Origin of the sequence: Chryseobacterium sp. WG14 (assembly GCF_024586945.1) — a bacterium.
Taxonomy (GTDB): Bacteria; Bacteroidota; Bacteroidia; order Flavobacteriales; family Weeksellaceae; genus Chryseobacterium.
On the sequence record NZ_JALCZD010000016.1, the window covers coordinates 58,908 to 73,644 of the forward strand.

Sequence of the window (14,737 nt, forward strand, 5' to 3'; positions counted from 1 at the left end):
ACCCCATTTTTTTTAATTTCCCAATGTTAATTTTTTTTTAAATTACGATATTCACAATACGGTGAGGAACTACAATGATTTTTTTAGGGGTTTTACCTTCCAAAATCTGTTGCATTTTTTCATTTGAAATCACCAAATCTTCCACCTCCTTAGCAGATAATTGAGCAGAAAGCGAAATTTTGAACTTCATTTTACCATTTACGCTTACCGGATATTCAATTTCGTCCTCAACAAGATATTCTTCATTTAATGCAGGAAATCTTTCAAATTCGATAGATGCACCGTGTCCCAGTAAACTCCAAAGCTCTTCACAGATGTGAGGGGCATACGGAGAAATGATAACGGCTAAAGGTTCCAATATATTGCGTTTGTTACATTTTATTTTCTGCAGCTCGTTTACAGCGATCATAAATGATGACACCGAGGTATTGAAAGAAAAGTTTTCAATATCAAAAACCACCTTCTTTATTAAGGTATGCAAAATTTTATATTCTGCCTTGGTAGGTTCTTCCTCAGAAACTTCAAATACATCGCCGTTAAAATACAGATTCCAGAATTTTTTAAGGAAACCATACACTCCGCTCAGCCCTTGTGTATTCCAAGGCTTAGATTGCTCTAATGGTCCCAGGAACATTTCATACAGTCTTAAACCATCCGCTCCATATTCTTCACAGATATCGTCCGGATTAACTACATTGTATTTTGACTTGGACATTTTTTCTACTTCACGGCCTGTGATGTATTTTCCATCTTCTAAAATAAACTCTGCATTAGCATAATCTGGTCTCCATGTTTTGAATGCTTCTGTATCCAATTCATCAGAGGTTCCTTTTAATAAGGATACATCAACATGGATTTGCTGAGTCTGATAATTGGCCGCAAGATTTTTAGAAACGTATTGATTGGTTCCGTCTATTCTGTACACATAAGCACTCATTCCTAAAATCATCCCCTGGTTGATCAGTTTCTGGAAAGGTTCATCATGACTGATCCAGCCTCTGTCTTTTAAGAACATATTCCAGAAACGGGAATATAACAAGTGACCCGTTGCATGTTCACTACCTCCTATATATAGATCTACCTGTCCCCAATAATCTGAAAGATCCTTTGCACAGAATTCTCCGTCATTCTGAGAATCCATATATCTAAGGAAATACCACGAGCTTCCAGCCCAACCCGGCATGGTAGACAATTCTATTGGGAAAATAGTTTGATCATCAATTAACTCTGTAGAGACTACCTTTTGGTTTACCTCATCCCAGGCAAATACTTTTGCATTTCCTAATGGAGGATCTCCATCTTCAGTGGGTAAATATTTTTCAACTTCAGGAAGTTCAAGCGGTAAGGCAGAAACCGGTAACGTATATGGCATCCCTTCCTTATAATATATAGGAATAGGTTCTCCCCAATAACGCTGTCTTGAGAAAATGGCATCACGCTGTCTGTAGTTTGTAGTTCCATGACCGATTCCTTTGTTTTCTATTTCCGAGATTATTTTTGATTTTGCCTCATTATAATGCAGTCCGTTTAAGAAATCAGAATTGACACAAACAGAATCTTTAGAATCAAAAGACTTCTCCTGAATGTCTTCTTCAGTCTCCACCACTTTTTTAATTTCCAGGTTAAATTTCTTAGCAAATCTGTGGTCGCGTTCGTCATGAGCAGGTACAGCCATTACAGCTCCTGTTCCATAGCCCATCAATACGTAATCTGAAATATAGATCGGCATCTTCTCATTGCTGAAAGGATTCACGGCATAACTTCCAGTGAAAGCTCCGCTCACGTTTTTCACGTCAGCCATCCTGTCTCTTTCTGTTTTTTTGGAAGTTTCTTCTATATAGGTATCTACTGCTGCTTTTTGGGCAGCTGTAGTAATTGTTTCCACTAAAGGATTCTCCGGAGCCAACACCATAAAAGTAGCTCCAAAAATAGTATCAGGTCTTGTGGTGAAAACTTCAACGATTTCATCATGACCTTCTACCTGAAATTTCACCTGGGCACCCTGAGATTTTCCAATCCAATATTCCTGGGCATCTTTCAGAGGCTGTGGCCAATCCAATTGAGTAAGCCCTTGTAATAATCTTTCAGAATAGGCAGAGATTCTCATGCTCCACTGCATCATTTTCTTCTGGAATACTGGAAAGCCTCCTCTTTCAGATTTTCCGTCTTTCACCTCATCATTCGCCAATACTGTTCCCAAAGCAGGACACCAGTTCACTGTTGTTTCTGCCCTGTAGGAAAGACGGTAATTTAACAGGATATCTTCTTTATCCACATCAGAAGCATTCATCCATTCTTCTGCGGTAAAGCTAAGTGCATCATTTTGATTGGCATTCAGCCCTTCTGTACCTTTTTCTTCAAAATGTTTGATTAAGGTATCTATAGCTTCCGCCTTATCTGTATTTTTATTATACCAGGAATGATACAACTGGATAAAAATCCATTGTGTCCATTTATAATAGGAAGCATCAGAAGTTCTTACCTCTCTGCTCCAATCGAACGAAAATCCAATTTTTTTTAATTGCTCTTCATATCTGTTGATATTTTGTTCTGTGGTGATTGCCGGATGCTGTCCTGTCTGGATTGCATACTGCTCAGCAGGAAGCCCAAAGCTATCATATCCTACCGGGTGGAGAACATTAAACCCTTGATGTCTCTTATATCTTGCATAGATATCCGAAGCAATATACCCAAGTGGGTGACCTACGTGAAGCCCTGCCCCGGATGGATACGGAAACATATCGAGTACATAAAATTTAGGTTTATCTGTGTTATTGGAGGTTTTATAGGTTTGATTTTCCTCCCAGTATTTCTGCCACTTTTTTTCTATCTGCTGATGATCGTAAAACACTTTATATATATGTTAGATGTTAGACTTTAACTATTGAATGTCATTTTCTTTTAACAAGATTCACAAAATTAATGATTTTAAAAGAAATAAAAATTTAATTTATTATTAATTACCAATCGATACCCAACAAAAAAATCTCATCCTGGGATGAGATCTGTTTTATATCTTGAAGTATACTTATTATGGTTGAGGAATTCTCTTGAAAGTATAGGTTCTTGTTTTAAATACAGTCGGATCCTGTGTCTCTTCTCTTACTGCAAGATTGAGCGTTGTATCATCCAGGGTAACCACTTTTGCAGTAACCGGTTCTACAATTCCCTGATACTTTATCTGCACAGATTTACTGCTTTTATCATAAGTATAGGTAAAGTTTTTATCAGAAACAATAGCACACTGCCCTGGTGTAGCTGTATCTCCCCAGTCAGTTCTTTTACCCAGAACATCAGTATTGAACCTCCATCTGGATTCTTTCTGACATGTAGAATAGGTAATGACATCCGAAATCGGCTGCTCATTCACTTCCACAGTGGTAACCACTTCCTTTAAAGGCTGCCAAACCCCCACAATAGGAGCTTCCATAACAGGATCTTTATCATCATTACATCCGGTAGCTACAAATAATGATAACCCGGCAAATAGTAGTGCTAATTTCTTCATAGATCAATTTTTTCAAGGGCTAAAATTATAATTTTTTTGATTTATATTACTATTTTTTGTGAAAAATTATTGAGTCAACCTTTATTTATACATTTTTTTAAACACTTAAGGACGATATTGCCTTTATTTAACAAATATTGAACCTTCGAAAAGCCCTCTATTTTATTAAAAAAGTTATTTTTGTAGATAAGAAAGAAAAAAATGCAAGATATAACGAAAAATAATTTTGACTTTATCCGTGTTCTCCTGGCATTCATTGTATTTGTGGGACATTTAGGCGCCTTAAGCGTCTCTCCTCAACTTAAATTTTTAGAACACAGCCCAGTAGAAGTCGCGGTTTTTTCGTTTTTTATCGTCAGTGGTTTTTTAATTGCAAGAAGTTATGAAAGATCTTCCAGTTTAAAAAGCTATGCTAAAAAGAGATTCAACAGGATTGTTCCTGCCTATTTATTGGTGGTATTTCTCTGTACAGTCTTACTAAGCCTTGTCAGCAAATTATCATTTTCTGAATATTTCGGCAATGCACAGGTCTACAAATATTGGTTCTGGAATTCGATTTTCATGAATTTCAAATCACCATGGCTTCCCGGCGTATTTGGCAACCAGGCTGTAAATGGTGCATTGTGGACCCTTAAAATAGAAATGTGCTTCTATATTGCTGTTCCCTTCATGTTTTTATTCTTCGGAAAAAATAATAGATACAGAAATATCAGTCTGATTGTATTGTATTTTCTTTCACTGGTATTTCTTAATTATTTTGAAATGACAGGAAAGGCAGCCATCTCAAGACAATTACCCGGATCATTATGTTATTTCATTGGCGGGATGCTTTTATATTTTAATTTTGATAAATTCATTCAGCACAAGCATACGCTTTTTATTATTGCTATGACCACCGTATGGATAGATCTTATTTTTAAAATAAAACTGTTCTCTCCTATTATGATCAGTATTATTGTACTGTATATCGCCTACTCTTTTAAGTTCCTGAATAACTTCGGAAAATACGGAGACTTTACGTACGGTATTTACATATTTCACTTCCCTGTCATCCGGGTATTCCAGACATTAGGACTTTTTGAAGATTATAACCCGTATGTAATGGGTGTTATCTGTATGCTGACCGTAATTGGAATAGGAGTTTCCTCCTGGCACTTTTATGAAAAAAGATTTTTATAATTTTGAATATATTTAAAACCACAAATGAAAGACCTCGTCTCCATCATCACTCCCTGTTATAATTCTGCAGAATTCATTGAAGAAACAATACAATCTGTTCTTAACCAGACCTATGAAAACTGGGAATGGCTGATCACGGATGACCTTTCTAAAGACAATACCGTAGAAATCCTCAGAAAGTACAATGATCCCAGAATAAAACTACAGGTCCTGGAAAAGAACGGTGGCGCAGGAAATGCCAGAAATAAAAGTCTTGAAAGAGCTCAGGGAAGATATATTGCCTTTCTTGATTCTGATGATTACTGGTATCCGGAATATCTGGAAACCATGACTGATTATATGCAGGAACATAATGCAGAGCTTGTGTACTGCAATTATTCCCGATGTGATGAACATCTGAAGCCTATATTAAAGGATTTTATGGCTGACACGGTAGTTACTTTTTCAAACCTTCTGAAAACATGCAGACTAGCTCCGGTTTCAACGATGTATGACACCAAAAGAGCGGGAAAATTTTTATTTCCCGTAAAAAGTAAGCGTGAGGATCACGTAATGTGGCTGAATCTTCTAAAAGTAATTCCGGAAGGAATGCCCATCAACAAAACAATGGCGAAATACAGAATGCGGGAAAACAGTGTTTCCAGAAAGAAGAAGGACATTATTAAAGACCAATATCTGGTCTATAAGGATTTTATGGGCTTTTCTACTGTAAAATCATTGTATTACACTGTCAACTGGGCAGTAAACGGATTTTTAAAGTATTCAAAAATTTTTAATTAATGGAGTATTCAAAAGAATTTAAAGCAGCACTGAGTGCCTTTTCCGGCCCTGAAAAGGATAAACTTATCTTCAGACTTTTAAAAAAGGACAAACTGCTGTCTAAAAAATTATATTTCGAACTTATTGATCCTGAAACCACGGATGATAAAAGAAATGCAATGGAAAAGGAAGTAGCCGAAAAGGTTCTTTTAGCTTCAAAATATATTGGCAATGCGAAGTATTTCCTGACCATTATCCGCAAAATAAGCGCAGAAGTTACAGAGCATGTAAAGATTACCACTGATAAATTTGGAGACATCTCTCTTAATTTACTGATGATCAATGCCATTTTAGAATATAATGATGATCTCAGCCGGCAGAGGTTTGACAATATCTACAAGCTGTATCTTTATATCATCAATAAAATATTTAAGTATCTGATTTTAGCCAAAAAGCTGGATGAAGATTACTGGATGGAAATTGATGAGCTCCTGAGTGATACCCAAAATAAAATCTTGGAAAACCATTACCTGCAAAAACTCTGCATCAATAATGGCCTTGATTTCAACTGGTTTGAATGTGAAAAGATTCCCGAGAATATTGAAACGATTATGAAAGAGATTAAAAGCCAGGGATTTTTAAGATAGGATTTTCTGAAGGATCATTTCTGTAGCATTAGGTTTCCCGTCAACAAATTTCTCAGCATTCTGAGACATTGCTGCCAATTCTTCTTTGTTATCGTCATTGGTAAGAAATAAGACAAATTCTGCAGCAGTAGCTTCATCAGCAAAAGATCTCCCACCTTCTACAGAGATAAGGTCATCTGCTTCAGGATTCTTTTTGTAATGATTCCCAAAAATAACAGGAACACCAAATGTGGCTGCCTCCAGGATATTATGCAGCCCTGCATCATGGAAACCTCCTCCCACTACAGCAATATCTGCATAGGAATACAGCTTTGACAATAAACCTATGCTGTCTATAATCAAGAGTTGAGTATTGAGATTTATGGCTTGAGAGGTTTGCATTTCGCTATACAACAATGCCTCAGGGAAAATACTTTTTAAATGTTCCACTCTTTTCATGTCATGAGGCGCTATAATCAGTTTTAACCTGGAATTTTTTCGGAATACCGTTGCTGCAATTTTCTCCTCTGCCTGCCATGAGCTTCCAAAAACAATTGCTTTATTTTTCCCTATAAAATCTGCAATATAATCTACATGATTGTCGCGTAGCCTAAGCTGTCTGACACGGTCAAACCTGGTATCTCCCGTTACTGAAGATTTCACCAGGCCTACACTTTTAGCAAGAGCAAGGGAAAACTGAGTCTGATGAAAAAACCAATCTACATTATGCTGAAGTTGTTTTACAAACCACTTTCCATAGGAAGTAAAGAAAGATTGTCTTTCATAGAACAATGCAGAAATCACATACACCTTTGCATTTTTACTTTTAAGCTCAGCCAGCAGATTATACCAATAGTCATACTTCACCGTAAAAAACAGTTGAGTATTAAACTGTGATGTAAAGTCTTTTACAGTACGTTTTTTATCAAAAGGGAGATAGCAGATCACATCTGCGATATGCTTTTTTTTAACAACATTTTCATAACCCGATGGAGAAAAGAACGTTACTAGAATTTTGTGATCCGGCAGTCTTTCTTTTAGTTTTTCCAAAACCGGCAGCCCCTGCTCATATTCTCCCAAGCTTGCGGCATGCATCCAGACCACCTTGTCTTCTTTTGAAAAGGCAGTTTTTACTTTATCCAAAGATTGTCTTCTGCCGTCAACGCCTTTTTTAGTTTTATCATTAATCAAAGAGAAAGCCTTCATTCCGAAAATGAGAAGGCTAATAAATATGTTGTAAATCAGTTTCAATTTTGATTTGATTTATCGTTAGATTTCTTTGTGAGGCTCTCCTGAATTGATTTCACTAATCCTACTCCAATCACTGTAAACAGCAATCCTAGAATAATAAAAATAGCATTACTGAGATCAGTCTGCTTACCCTCTGCTATCCGAACGCTCTCTAAAATAATATCTAAAAATAAAAGCATTACAGGAAGCTGCAGGGAAAACACATACAATTCTAAAGTCTCTTTATTACGAAAACTTTTAGGAACATTCAGTAAAGTAGAATTGGGATCTCTGGATATTCCAACAAAAAGAACAGAAATAAAAGTAGCAATACACGGAAGGGCCCAGATCGCAGTTTTTCCAGATTCTCCATCTACATTTCCCTGAAAGTCAAAATGAGTAGGAATCACCTCTGGTAATGCAGCATATTTAATTCCTGCAAATGCCCAAATTACAATAAGCAATAGCGTATTTACAATTAATAATATGCTGGAGATTTTCATATTTTAAATAACACTTTTAAGTACTCTCAACTTATGGGTATGTTTATTCATTTCTTTATTGAAGATTCCCGTAGAGTCCAGCGTATCAATTCTCACCTTTCCTGAGGCATGGATAATTTTTTGATTTTCCAGCATAATACCTACATGGATAATCTTGCCTTCAGCATTTTCAAAAAAAGCAAGATCTCCAGGCTGTGTTTCTTCCACAAAAGTAAGTGCTTCTCCTACTTCAGCCTGCTGAGAAGCATCTCTGGGTAATTTTATATCATGAATTTTATAAACCAACTGGGTAAAACCGGAACAGTCTACGGCAAAGAAACTTTTCCCACCCCATAAATAGGGTACATTAATGAATTCACGAGCAGCCAGGACAATACTTTCCCGTAGGTCATGACTTCTTTTTGAGGCTACAGCAGGAAATTCCACCTCAGAACCCATAGATAACAAAGTTTTACCGTCGTTCATGAGTACGGAAGAGAAGTCTTCAGTAACAATAGTAACTTTTCTGTTAGCAAGCTCTTCATCTGTTACAGGCTTTATCTGTTTCGTATCCATCCATCCCTCATAGCCGTCATAGTGCATTTTTATCTTAGTCCAGTTTTTATTAACCTCCAAAATATCAGCACTTTCCCCAAACAATATTTCCGTGACAATTTCCGCTTTGTCAGAATTTTCAGCACGGACCGGCGCTACTGTAACAATACAAATTCCTTTATTCATTCATTAAGATTAAAAGATTGAATGATTTAAAGATTAAAGAATCAGATTCCGTAAAATCTTTTAATTTCTTAATTTTTAAATCTTTTAATTTATTTTCTTCTCAGAAAATTTACTCCATCACGCAAAGGTAAAATAAGATTTTCGAAATCTTCATCTTTTGCCGCTAAATCATTTAATTCTTTGATAGACTGTGTAGATTTCTGTTTTGGATTTTCTTCCAGTACTTTTCCATACCACAAGACATTATCAAACATAATTACAGATCCGGATTTCGTTTTCGGTTTAATGAGTCTAAAATAGTCTGCATAATTTTCTTTATCAGCATCCACAAAAATAAGGTCAAAAACCTCATCTGTTTCTTTCAAAAACTCTTTAGCATCCTGAAGCCTGAATTCAATCTGACTGGCATATTCACTCGTCTCAAAATATTTCTTTGGCAGGTATGCAAGATCTTCATTCACATCCAAAGTTGTAATTTTTCCATCCTTAGCAAGACCTGTTGCCAGACACAAGGTAGCATATCCTGTAAATGTTCCTATTTCCAGCACATTTTTGGGTTTCAGCATTTGGGAAATAATAGTTAAAAGTCTTCCTTGCTGATATCCTGAAATCATGTGGGGCTGTGTTGTTTTCTGATAGGTTTCCCTTCTCAGCTTTTTCAGTATTTCTGATTCTGAAGAAGCATGTGCTTCCAAATACCTGTCCATTTCAGGATTCTTTTCTTCAAAAAAACTCATAGAAAATTTAATTTAAACAAATTTAAGGATTTTAAAATTTCTTTTTTGAACAACCCATGTTTCTGTTCCATATCCAAAACAAAAAAGAGAGGAATTAATTCCTCTCTTTTTAGACATATCTAATTTTTATGTAAAAAATCATTATATGGCTATACAATATTGTCTTATACCTGCACAGACCCATCCTGGGCAACACTTTGTCTGTGGACTGGAACAAAATATCTGTGGATTACACCCATTAATAGCTCCTTGTACAGTTTTCATTTCTCTTCTTGAAAGTTTTTTTGAATTTTTCATATTTATTTTGTTTAGTATTATTTTCCTACTCTTTAAGATTTTCGGATGCCTCTATATTTATTTCCTTTTATGGAGATTTAAATATACGTATTATTTTAAATAAATATCATGATATCACATAATTAAAAACATAAATCACATGTGTTTTTATTGATTTTTTACACAAATGTATTGAACAGACATTTTTTCATATCAGTCTGTTTTCCAGAATTCATCTATAAAAACTCTATATATCTGATTAAGCGGCCGGGGAAAACCCCATACAAAATACCGTGAAAATACGGATGTTTTCGCTACCACAATAGTTATAATTTTGCGTGTAGGATAAAGGGTAAAAACACTACGAAAAATGATTGCAGAAGAGAAACAAACTAACCGTGAGAATCAAAAATCTGTATTACTGAAAGGTAATACACGCTCTTCTTCAAAAAAAACGAAGACCGAAATATCCAATTCATTTTTGCAAAGAATTATTTCTCTTCTTAAAAAGGAAGAATTAATTTGATTAAAAAAAAATATCCCGAGCCTCTTCGGGATTTTTTATGTGGGGTATATGATAAAGCAGTTGAGAGAAAGAGATGTAGATTACGCTTGCTATAAATAATTACATCTATTGATTAACCTTAGATCCATCTTTTGAAAAAGATGAACTTATTTCATAAAAACAATAAATCCCGAATTTCTTCGGGATTTATTGTTTTTATTATAATTGTTTTAATTATTTCTTTGGAGCGATATCCATCAGTTTCATAAATTCATCAAGCTTAGGCATAATGATGATTTCAGTTCTTCTGTTTTCCCCTCTACCGGAAACACTCATGTTTGTAGCTTTAGGGTTGTATTCAGAACGCCCTCCTGCTGTCATTCTCGCAGGATCTACTCCAAACTGAGTCTGAAGAACTTTAGCAACAGAAGTTCCTCTTAATGCAGAAAGATCCCAGTTATCTCTAGGCAGGTTTGTAGAATTTAATGGAGCATTATCTGTGTTACCTTCTATCAGTACAGAATATTTATCATAATCATTGATTACTTTCGCTACTTTACCTAAGACTTCCTGAGCAGCAGGTAAGATATTGTAATCTCCTGTTTTGTATAACATTTTATCTGAAAGCGAGATCATTACTACCCCTTTCAGTACCTTCACCTGTACATCTTCATCAGAAACGTTATCTAAAGATCTCTTCAGCTTATTAGACAATGCCAGATTCAAGCTGTCATTTTTAGCATTGTTTGAAATCAATTGCTTGATGTATGAGTTTGAAGAGTTGATTTCACTTACCAATTTATCGATGTTAGCAGAGCTTTTTCCTGTATTTGAAAGACATGCATCCAGAGATGATTTCAACGCATCATGCTGGCTTTTCAGTAAGCTGTTCTCCCCTGCTAATGCAGAATTCTGAGATTTCAGATCCTGAATTTCTCTTTGTCTTTCTCCGATATTTTCAATACACTGCTTATAGTTTGTGCTCAGGGCATCGTATTGTTTCTTGCTTACACAAGATGTCATACCCAGCGCCATTGCAGAAACTGCTAAAATTTTTAAAATCTTCATAAATAATCATTTTTAGACCAATCAAAGTTAGGAAAATTCAATTGAATTATATCGGTTATCTTTGCATAAAAGAAATTCTCAACGTATATGTTGAAAAAAACAAGCTTTAAAAATCAATTGGAAAACCTCGTTGATCAACCTGAAAAACACTCCTACCTTCTGGCGGTGAGCGGAGGAGCAGACTCTATGGTTCTGGCCTCATTATTTCAGGATTTACGGGACAATGGGCAAGATAAAAACTGTGAAATACAGATCGCTCACATCAATTATAAACTTCGTGATGAAGATTCAGATCTTGATCAGAAAGTTGTTCAGGATTTTTGTGAGAAAAATCATATAAAGTTTCATCTGTATGAAGTTTCTGAAAAAGATAAAAAACCGGACCACTCTATTCAGCTTTGGGCAAGAGAACTCCGTTATCATTTTTTTAAAGAAATCCGGAATCAGGAGAAGCTGGAATTTCTTGTTACCGCACATCATCTTAATGATCAGCTGGAAACTTTTATCATTAATCTGTCCAAAGCATCTGGCATTAATGGACTGAGCGGTATTCCTTCTCATGACAATAATATAATCCGACCACTTTTAAATTTTTCCAAAAAAGAAATTTACCAGTTTGCCAAGGAAAACCATATCGAATTCCGTGAGGATCTCTCCAATAAAAAAAGTGATTATTTAAGAAATAAGATCAGAAACGAAATCGTTCCCAAACTATTGGAAACCAATGATCATTTTCTTGAAAATTTCAAAAAGAGTTCTTCTTATCTGAATCAAACTAAAGATTTTGTTCAGAAACAGGTGGGAGAAATAGAAAATAAGCTTTCTCTATTTAACAAAGACTACAAAATTTTATCAAAAGAAAAGCTGGATCGGGAAAGTGACTTTATAAAGTTTGAAATTTTAAAAAAATATGGATTTAATCAGGAGGAAGAAATCCCTAAAATTTTTACTGCTGAAAACAACAGCTCTTTTTTTTCAAAAGAATACCAACTGATCGTTAACCGTGATGAATTGATATTTCTCGACAGGAATAAAGAACAGAAGTCTACAGAGGAAGTTATCCTGATTTATCATTTTAATTTTTCTGAAAAACAAATCAATATTAACCTTAAAAATACTATTGAAGACATTGATGGAATCAATAAGGATTTTGAATGGGATTTTGATGCTGAAAAACTTCAGTTTCCATTGCGCCTGAGAAAGCAACAGGATGGTGACGAGTTTTACCCTATTGGTTTTTCAGGAAAAAAGAAAGTTTCTAAATTTTTTAGGGACGAAAAATTATCTATTTTAGCGAGGCAAAAAATTTGGATACTGGCTGACAGCAATAATTCCGTACTTGGAATACTCCCTTTCAGGCAGGACAGAAAATATACTAAGGATGAGAAAACAAAATGGAGTCTCAAAATTTTTAATGAAACGAAAAATGAAATTTAGAAATTGGTTTTTATTAATTCTGCTATTTTTAGCGACGGGAATTAATGCGCAGATAAAAAATCCTGTAAAGTTTAAATTCACCATCAATGAACTGGGAAATAACCAGTATGAAGCGGTTTTAAATGCCACCATGGAAAAAGGCTGGCATATCTACTCAAAAGATTTACCGGAAGACACCGGAATTCCTACTGAGTATAAAGTTTCAGGAAAAAATATTGAACTGATCGGAAAATTTACCGAGGTGGGTAAAAAGCATGAAGAATTTTCCGAGGCTTTTGGAGGAACTATTGTTTTTTACTCCAATTCAGCAGGGTTCAAACAAAAATTCAAATTAAAAGATCCTGCAAAACCAGCCGATGTTACTTCTGAGATTACGTATCAGACTTGTGACGACAGGGTTTGTTTAGCTCCCAATACTTTAGAATTCAATCAAAAACTAACTCCGAAAGGAGCCACTGAAGAGGCTGTTGAAGAAACACCTGCAGCTGTAAAAGACTCGGTGAAAACAGTTGAAAAAATTACCGAAAATCCTCCAAAACAAGAAGTTACCGTTTCTGAAGTTTCAAAATTAGATCCTAAACAGCTAAAAATTGAAACATTGGATTTTAAAAATCCACTGACAGACTGTGGGACAGCATCTACACAGGTAGAAGAAAACTACTGGACATACCTGTTCTTAGGATTTATCGGAGGTTTAATTGCCTTGCTAACACCTTGTGTTTTCCCTATGATTCCTTTAACGGTTTCATTCTTTACCAAAGGAAATAAAGATAAAGCAAAAGGAAAAAGAGACGCTATTATCTACGGATTTTTCATCCTTCTTATTTTTGTCTTATTAAGTATCCCTTTCCATATCATTGACGGAATTGCCGGAAATATCTTCAATGAAATTTCTACAAGTGTATGGCTGAATATTGCCTTCTTTATCATCTTTATTTTCTTTGCCGGAAGTTTCTTCGGGTATTATGATATTACACTACCTAGTTCCATTGCCAATAAATCTTCGAAAGCAGAAGAAGCCGGAGGGATCATTGGAATCTTCTTTATGGCACTTACGCTGGTTATTGTTTCATTCTCTTGTACAGGACCTATTTTAGGAAGTTTACTGGGAAGTGCGGTAACAGGATCTTCCAATGTTCCTATGCTGCTGACTTTTGCACTAGCAGGATTTGGGCTGGCGTGGGCGATTGTTTTCGGGCTATTGGCTTTATTCCCACAAGCGTTGCAAAGTCTTCCAAAATCCGGAGGATGGATGAATACTGTGAAAGTTGTGTTAGGATTCGTAGAATTGGCATTAGCATTAAAATTCTTATCCAAGGCAGATTTGGTTTCCAAAACTTTCTTCCTGAAAAGAGAACTTTTCATCGCCATCTGGATCATTGTTGCTCTTGGGCTTGCTTTATATTTATTCGGGCTGATCAAGTTCCCGCATGATGATAAAAAACCAAAGATCTCGATCACCAGAAAGATTCTTGGAGTATTAGGTTTTGGATTTGTCATTTATCTGATCCAGGGATTAATTCCTTCTGAACGTCCGAAACTTCAGCTGTTAAGTGGTATTTTACCTCCACTGAATGTTAGCTATTTCCACGATGAGAAAGACGGAATTTTAGGAATGCATCCTGAGCATGATTTTTTCAAAGCTATTGAGCTTGCCAAAAAGGAAAACAAACCCATCTTAATTGACTTTACGGGATACGGTTGTGAAAACTGTAGAAAAATGGAAGAATTTGTCTGGAGTGAACCGGATATTCTGCCTATACTGCAAAACGACGTGGTATTAGCTTCTTTATATGTAGATGATAAAGAAGAGCTTCCTGAAGATCAAAAAACTAAAATAGACCTTGGGGAAGGACAGATTAAAAAAGTAAAAACAATTGGTGACAGATGGAGCTTATTCCAACAGGTTAACTTTAATAATAACTCTCAGCCTCACTATGTTTTAATAACTCCTGACGGAAAAGTGATCAATACCCCTGTTTCCGGATATATGCCAAAAGAGGATTTCAAAAAATTCTTAGAATGCGGAGTAGATTTCTTCAAGAAAAATAAATAGATTTTATTTCAAAATACACTAAAGCCTTATCAATTCATTGGTAAGGCTTTTTTTACACTTATTAGAAATAAATCAACACTTACTAAGTCGTTTTCATTAAGTAAAATCTTTTTCAATATATTTAGAAAACAAT

Annotated in this window: 12 protein-coding genes; 5 read left to right on the forward strand and 7 right to left on the reverse strand. The window is 35.4% G+C overall.

Annotated elements, in window-relative coordinates; genetic code table 11:
• Window positions 1-37: 37 nt before the first annotated feature.
• Together leuS and MP478_RS20600 are read right to left on the reverse strand one after the other, a co-directional pair.
• The gene (gene leuS, locus MP478_RS20595; protein WP_257201517.1) at window positions 38-2,851 is read right to left on the reverse strand and encodes a leucine--tRNA ligase; all 2,814 of its coding nucleotides are present in this window, start codon (window positions 2,849-2,851) and stop codon (window positions 38-40) included.
• 180 nt (window positions 2,852-3,031) lie between these two features.
• Window positions 3,032-3,508, reverse strand: a complete 477-nt coding sequence (locus tag MP478_RS20600) for a lipocalin family protein (protein ID WP_257189958.1) — start codon at window positions 3,506-3,508, stop codon at window positions 3,032-3,034.
• A gap of 201 nt (window positions 3,509-3,709) precedes the next feature.
• Here MP478_RS20600 and MP478_RS20605 point away from each other — a divergent pair, with 201 nt between their 5' ends.
• From MP478_RS20605 to MP478_RS20615, 3 genes are read left to right on the forward strand one after another with little or no spacing between them, the layout of a single operon-like run.
• The gene (locus tag MP478_RS20605; protein ID WP_257201518.1) at window positions 3,710-4,687 is read left to right on the forward strand and encodes an acyltransferase; all 978 of its coding nucleotides are present in this window, start codon (window positions 3,710-3,712) and stop codon (window positions 4,685-4,687) included.
• Window positions 4,688-4,711: 24 nt separating this feature from the next.
• Window positions 4,712-5,467 (forward strand): glycosyltransferase, encoded by a 756-nt coding sequence (locus MP478_RS20610; RefSeq protein WP_257189961.1) that lies wholly within the window; start codon window positions 4,712-4,714, stop codon window positions 5,465-5,467.
• Window positions 5,467-6,093 carry a deoxyuridine 5'-triphosphate nucleotidohydrolase gene (locus MP478_RS20615; RefSeq protein ID WP_257189962.1) on the forward strand — a complete coding sequence of 209 codons (627 nt, stop codon included), beginning with the start codon at window positions 5,467-5,469 and terminating at the stop codon, window positions 6,091-6,093. Before MP478_RS20610 ends, MP478_RS20615 begins: the two co-directional genes overlap by 1 nt.
• Here MP478_RS20615 and MP478_RS20620 read toward each other — a convergent pair.
• The 5 genes from MP478_RS20620 to MP478_RS20640 all read right to left on the reverse strand — a co-directional run bounded on the left by MP478_RS20620 (window position 6,085) and on the right by MP478_RS20640 (window position 11,111).
• Window positions 6,085-7,278, reverse strand: coding sequence for a 3-deoxy-D-manno-octulosonic acid transferase (locus MP478_RS20620; protein WP_373691734.1), 1,194 nt, complete (start codon window positions 7,276-7,278; stop codon window positions 6,085-6,087). The two genes, MP478_RS20615 and MP478_RS20620, sit on opposite strands and share 9 nt — an antisense overlap.
• 41 nt (window positions 7,279-7,319) lie before the next feature.
• Window positions 7,320-7,805, reverse strand: coding sequence for a DUF1648 domain-containing protein (locus MP478_RS20625; protein ID WP_257201519.1), 486 nt, complete (start codon window positions 7,803-7,805; stop codon window positions 7,320-7,322).
• A 3-nt stretch (window positions 7,806-7,808) separates the two neighbouring features.
• Window positions 7,809-8,525, reverse strand: coding sequence for a C40 family peptidase (locus MP478_RS20630; protein ID WP_230037472.1), 717 nt, complete (start codon window positions 8,523-8,525; stop codon window positions 7,809-7,811).
• Between the two features lie 89 nt (window positions 8,526-8,614).
• A complete protein-coding gene (locus MP478_RS20635) occupies window positions 8,615-9,262 on the reverse strand; it encodes an O-methyltransferase (protein ID WP_230037470.1) in 648 nt (215 codons plus the stop codon).
• A 1,015-nt stretch (window positions 9,263-10,277) separates the two neighbouring features.
• Window positions 10,278-11,111: an OmpA family protein gene (locus tag MP478_RS20640; protein ID WP_230037468.1), complete on the reverse strand. Its 834-nt coding sequence runs from the start codon at window positions 11,109-11,111 to the stop codon at window positions 10,278-10,280.
• Window positions 11,112-11,198: 87 nt separating this feature from the next.
• Between MP478_RS20640 and tilS the strand changes: the two genes are divergently transcribed.
• Window positions 11,199-12,548: a tRNA lysidine(34) synthetase TilS gene (gene tilS / locus MP478_RS20645; protein WP_257201520.1), complete on the forward strand. Its 1,350-nt coding sequence runs from the start codon at window positions 11,199-11,201 to the stop codon at window positions 12,546-12,548.
• The gene (locus MP478_RS20650; protein WP_257201521.1) at window positions 12,538-14,604 is read left to right on the forward strand and encodes a thioredoxin family protein; all 2,067 of its coding nucleotides are present in this window, start codon (window positions 12,538-12,540) and stop codon (window positions 14,602-14,604) included. Before tilS ends, MP478_RS20650 begins: the two co-directional genes overlap by 11 nt.
• The last annotated feature ends 133 nt before the right edge of the window (window positions 14,605-14,737 follow it).

What these genes read in the sequence shown, in the direction of transcription:
- MP478_RS20620 (WP_373691734.1), bottom strand. Translation starts at nt 7,278, where the DNA reads ATGAAGGCTTTCTCTTTGATTAATGATAAAACTAAAAAAGGCGTTGAC.
- MP478_RS20605 (WP_257201518.1), top strand. Translation starts at nt 3,710, where the DNA reads ATGCAAGATATAACGAAAAATAATTTTGACTTTATCCGTGTTCTCCTG.
- MP478_RS20600 (WP_257189958.1), bottom strand. Translation starts at nt 3,508, where the DNA reads ATGAAGAAATTAGCACTACTATTTGCCGGGTTATCATTATTTGTAGCT.
- tilS (WP_257201520.1), top strand. Translation starts at nt 11,199, where the DNA reads ATGTTGAAAAAAACAAGCTTTAAAAATCAATTGGAAAACCTCGTTGAT.
- MP478_RS20650 (WP_257201521.1), top strand. Translation starts at nt 12,538, where the DNA reads ATGAAATTTAGAAATTGGTTTTTATTAATTCTGCTATTTTTAGCGACG.
- MP478_RS20635 (WP_230037470.1), bottom strand. Translation starts at nt 9,262, where the DNA reads ATGAGTTTTTTTGAAGAAAAGAATCCTGAAATGGACAGGTATTTGGAA.
- MP478_RS20625 (WP_257201519.1), bottom strand. Translation starts at nt 7,805, where the DNA reads ATGAAAATCTCCAGCATATTATTAATTGTAAATACGCTATTGCTTATT.
- MP478_RS20630 (WP_230037472.1), bottom strand. Translation starts at nt 8,525, where the DNA reads ATGAATAAAGGAATTTGTATTGTTACAGTAGCGCCGGTCCGTGCTGAA.
- MP478_RS20640 (WP_230037468.1), bottom strand. Translation starts at nt 11,111, where the DNA reads ATGAAGATTTTAAAAATTTTAGCAGTTTCTGCAATGGCGCTGGGTATG.
- MP478_RS20615 (WP_257189962.1), top strand. Translation starts at nt 5,467, where the DNA reads ATGGAGTATTCAAAAGAATTTAAAGCAGCACTGAGTGCCTTTTCCGGC.
- MP478_RS20610 (WP_257189961.1), top strand. Translation starts at nt 4,712, where the DNA reads ATGAAAGACCTCGTCTCCATCATCACTCCCTGTTATAATTCTGCAGAA.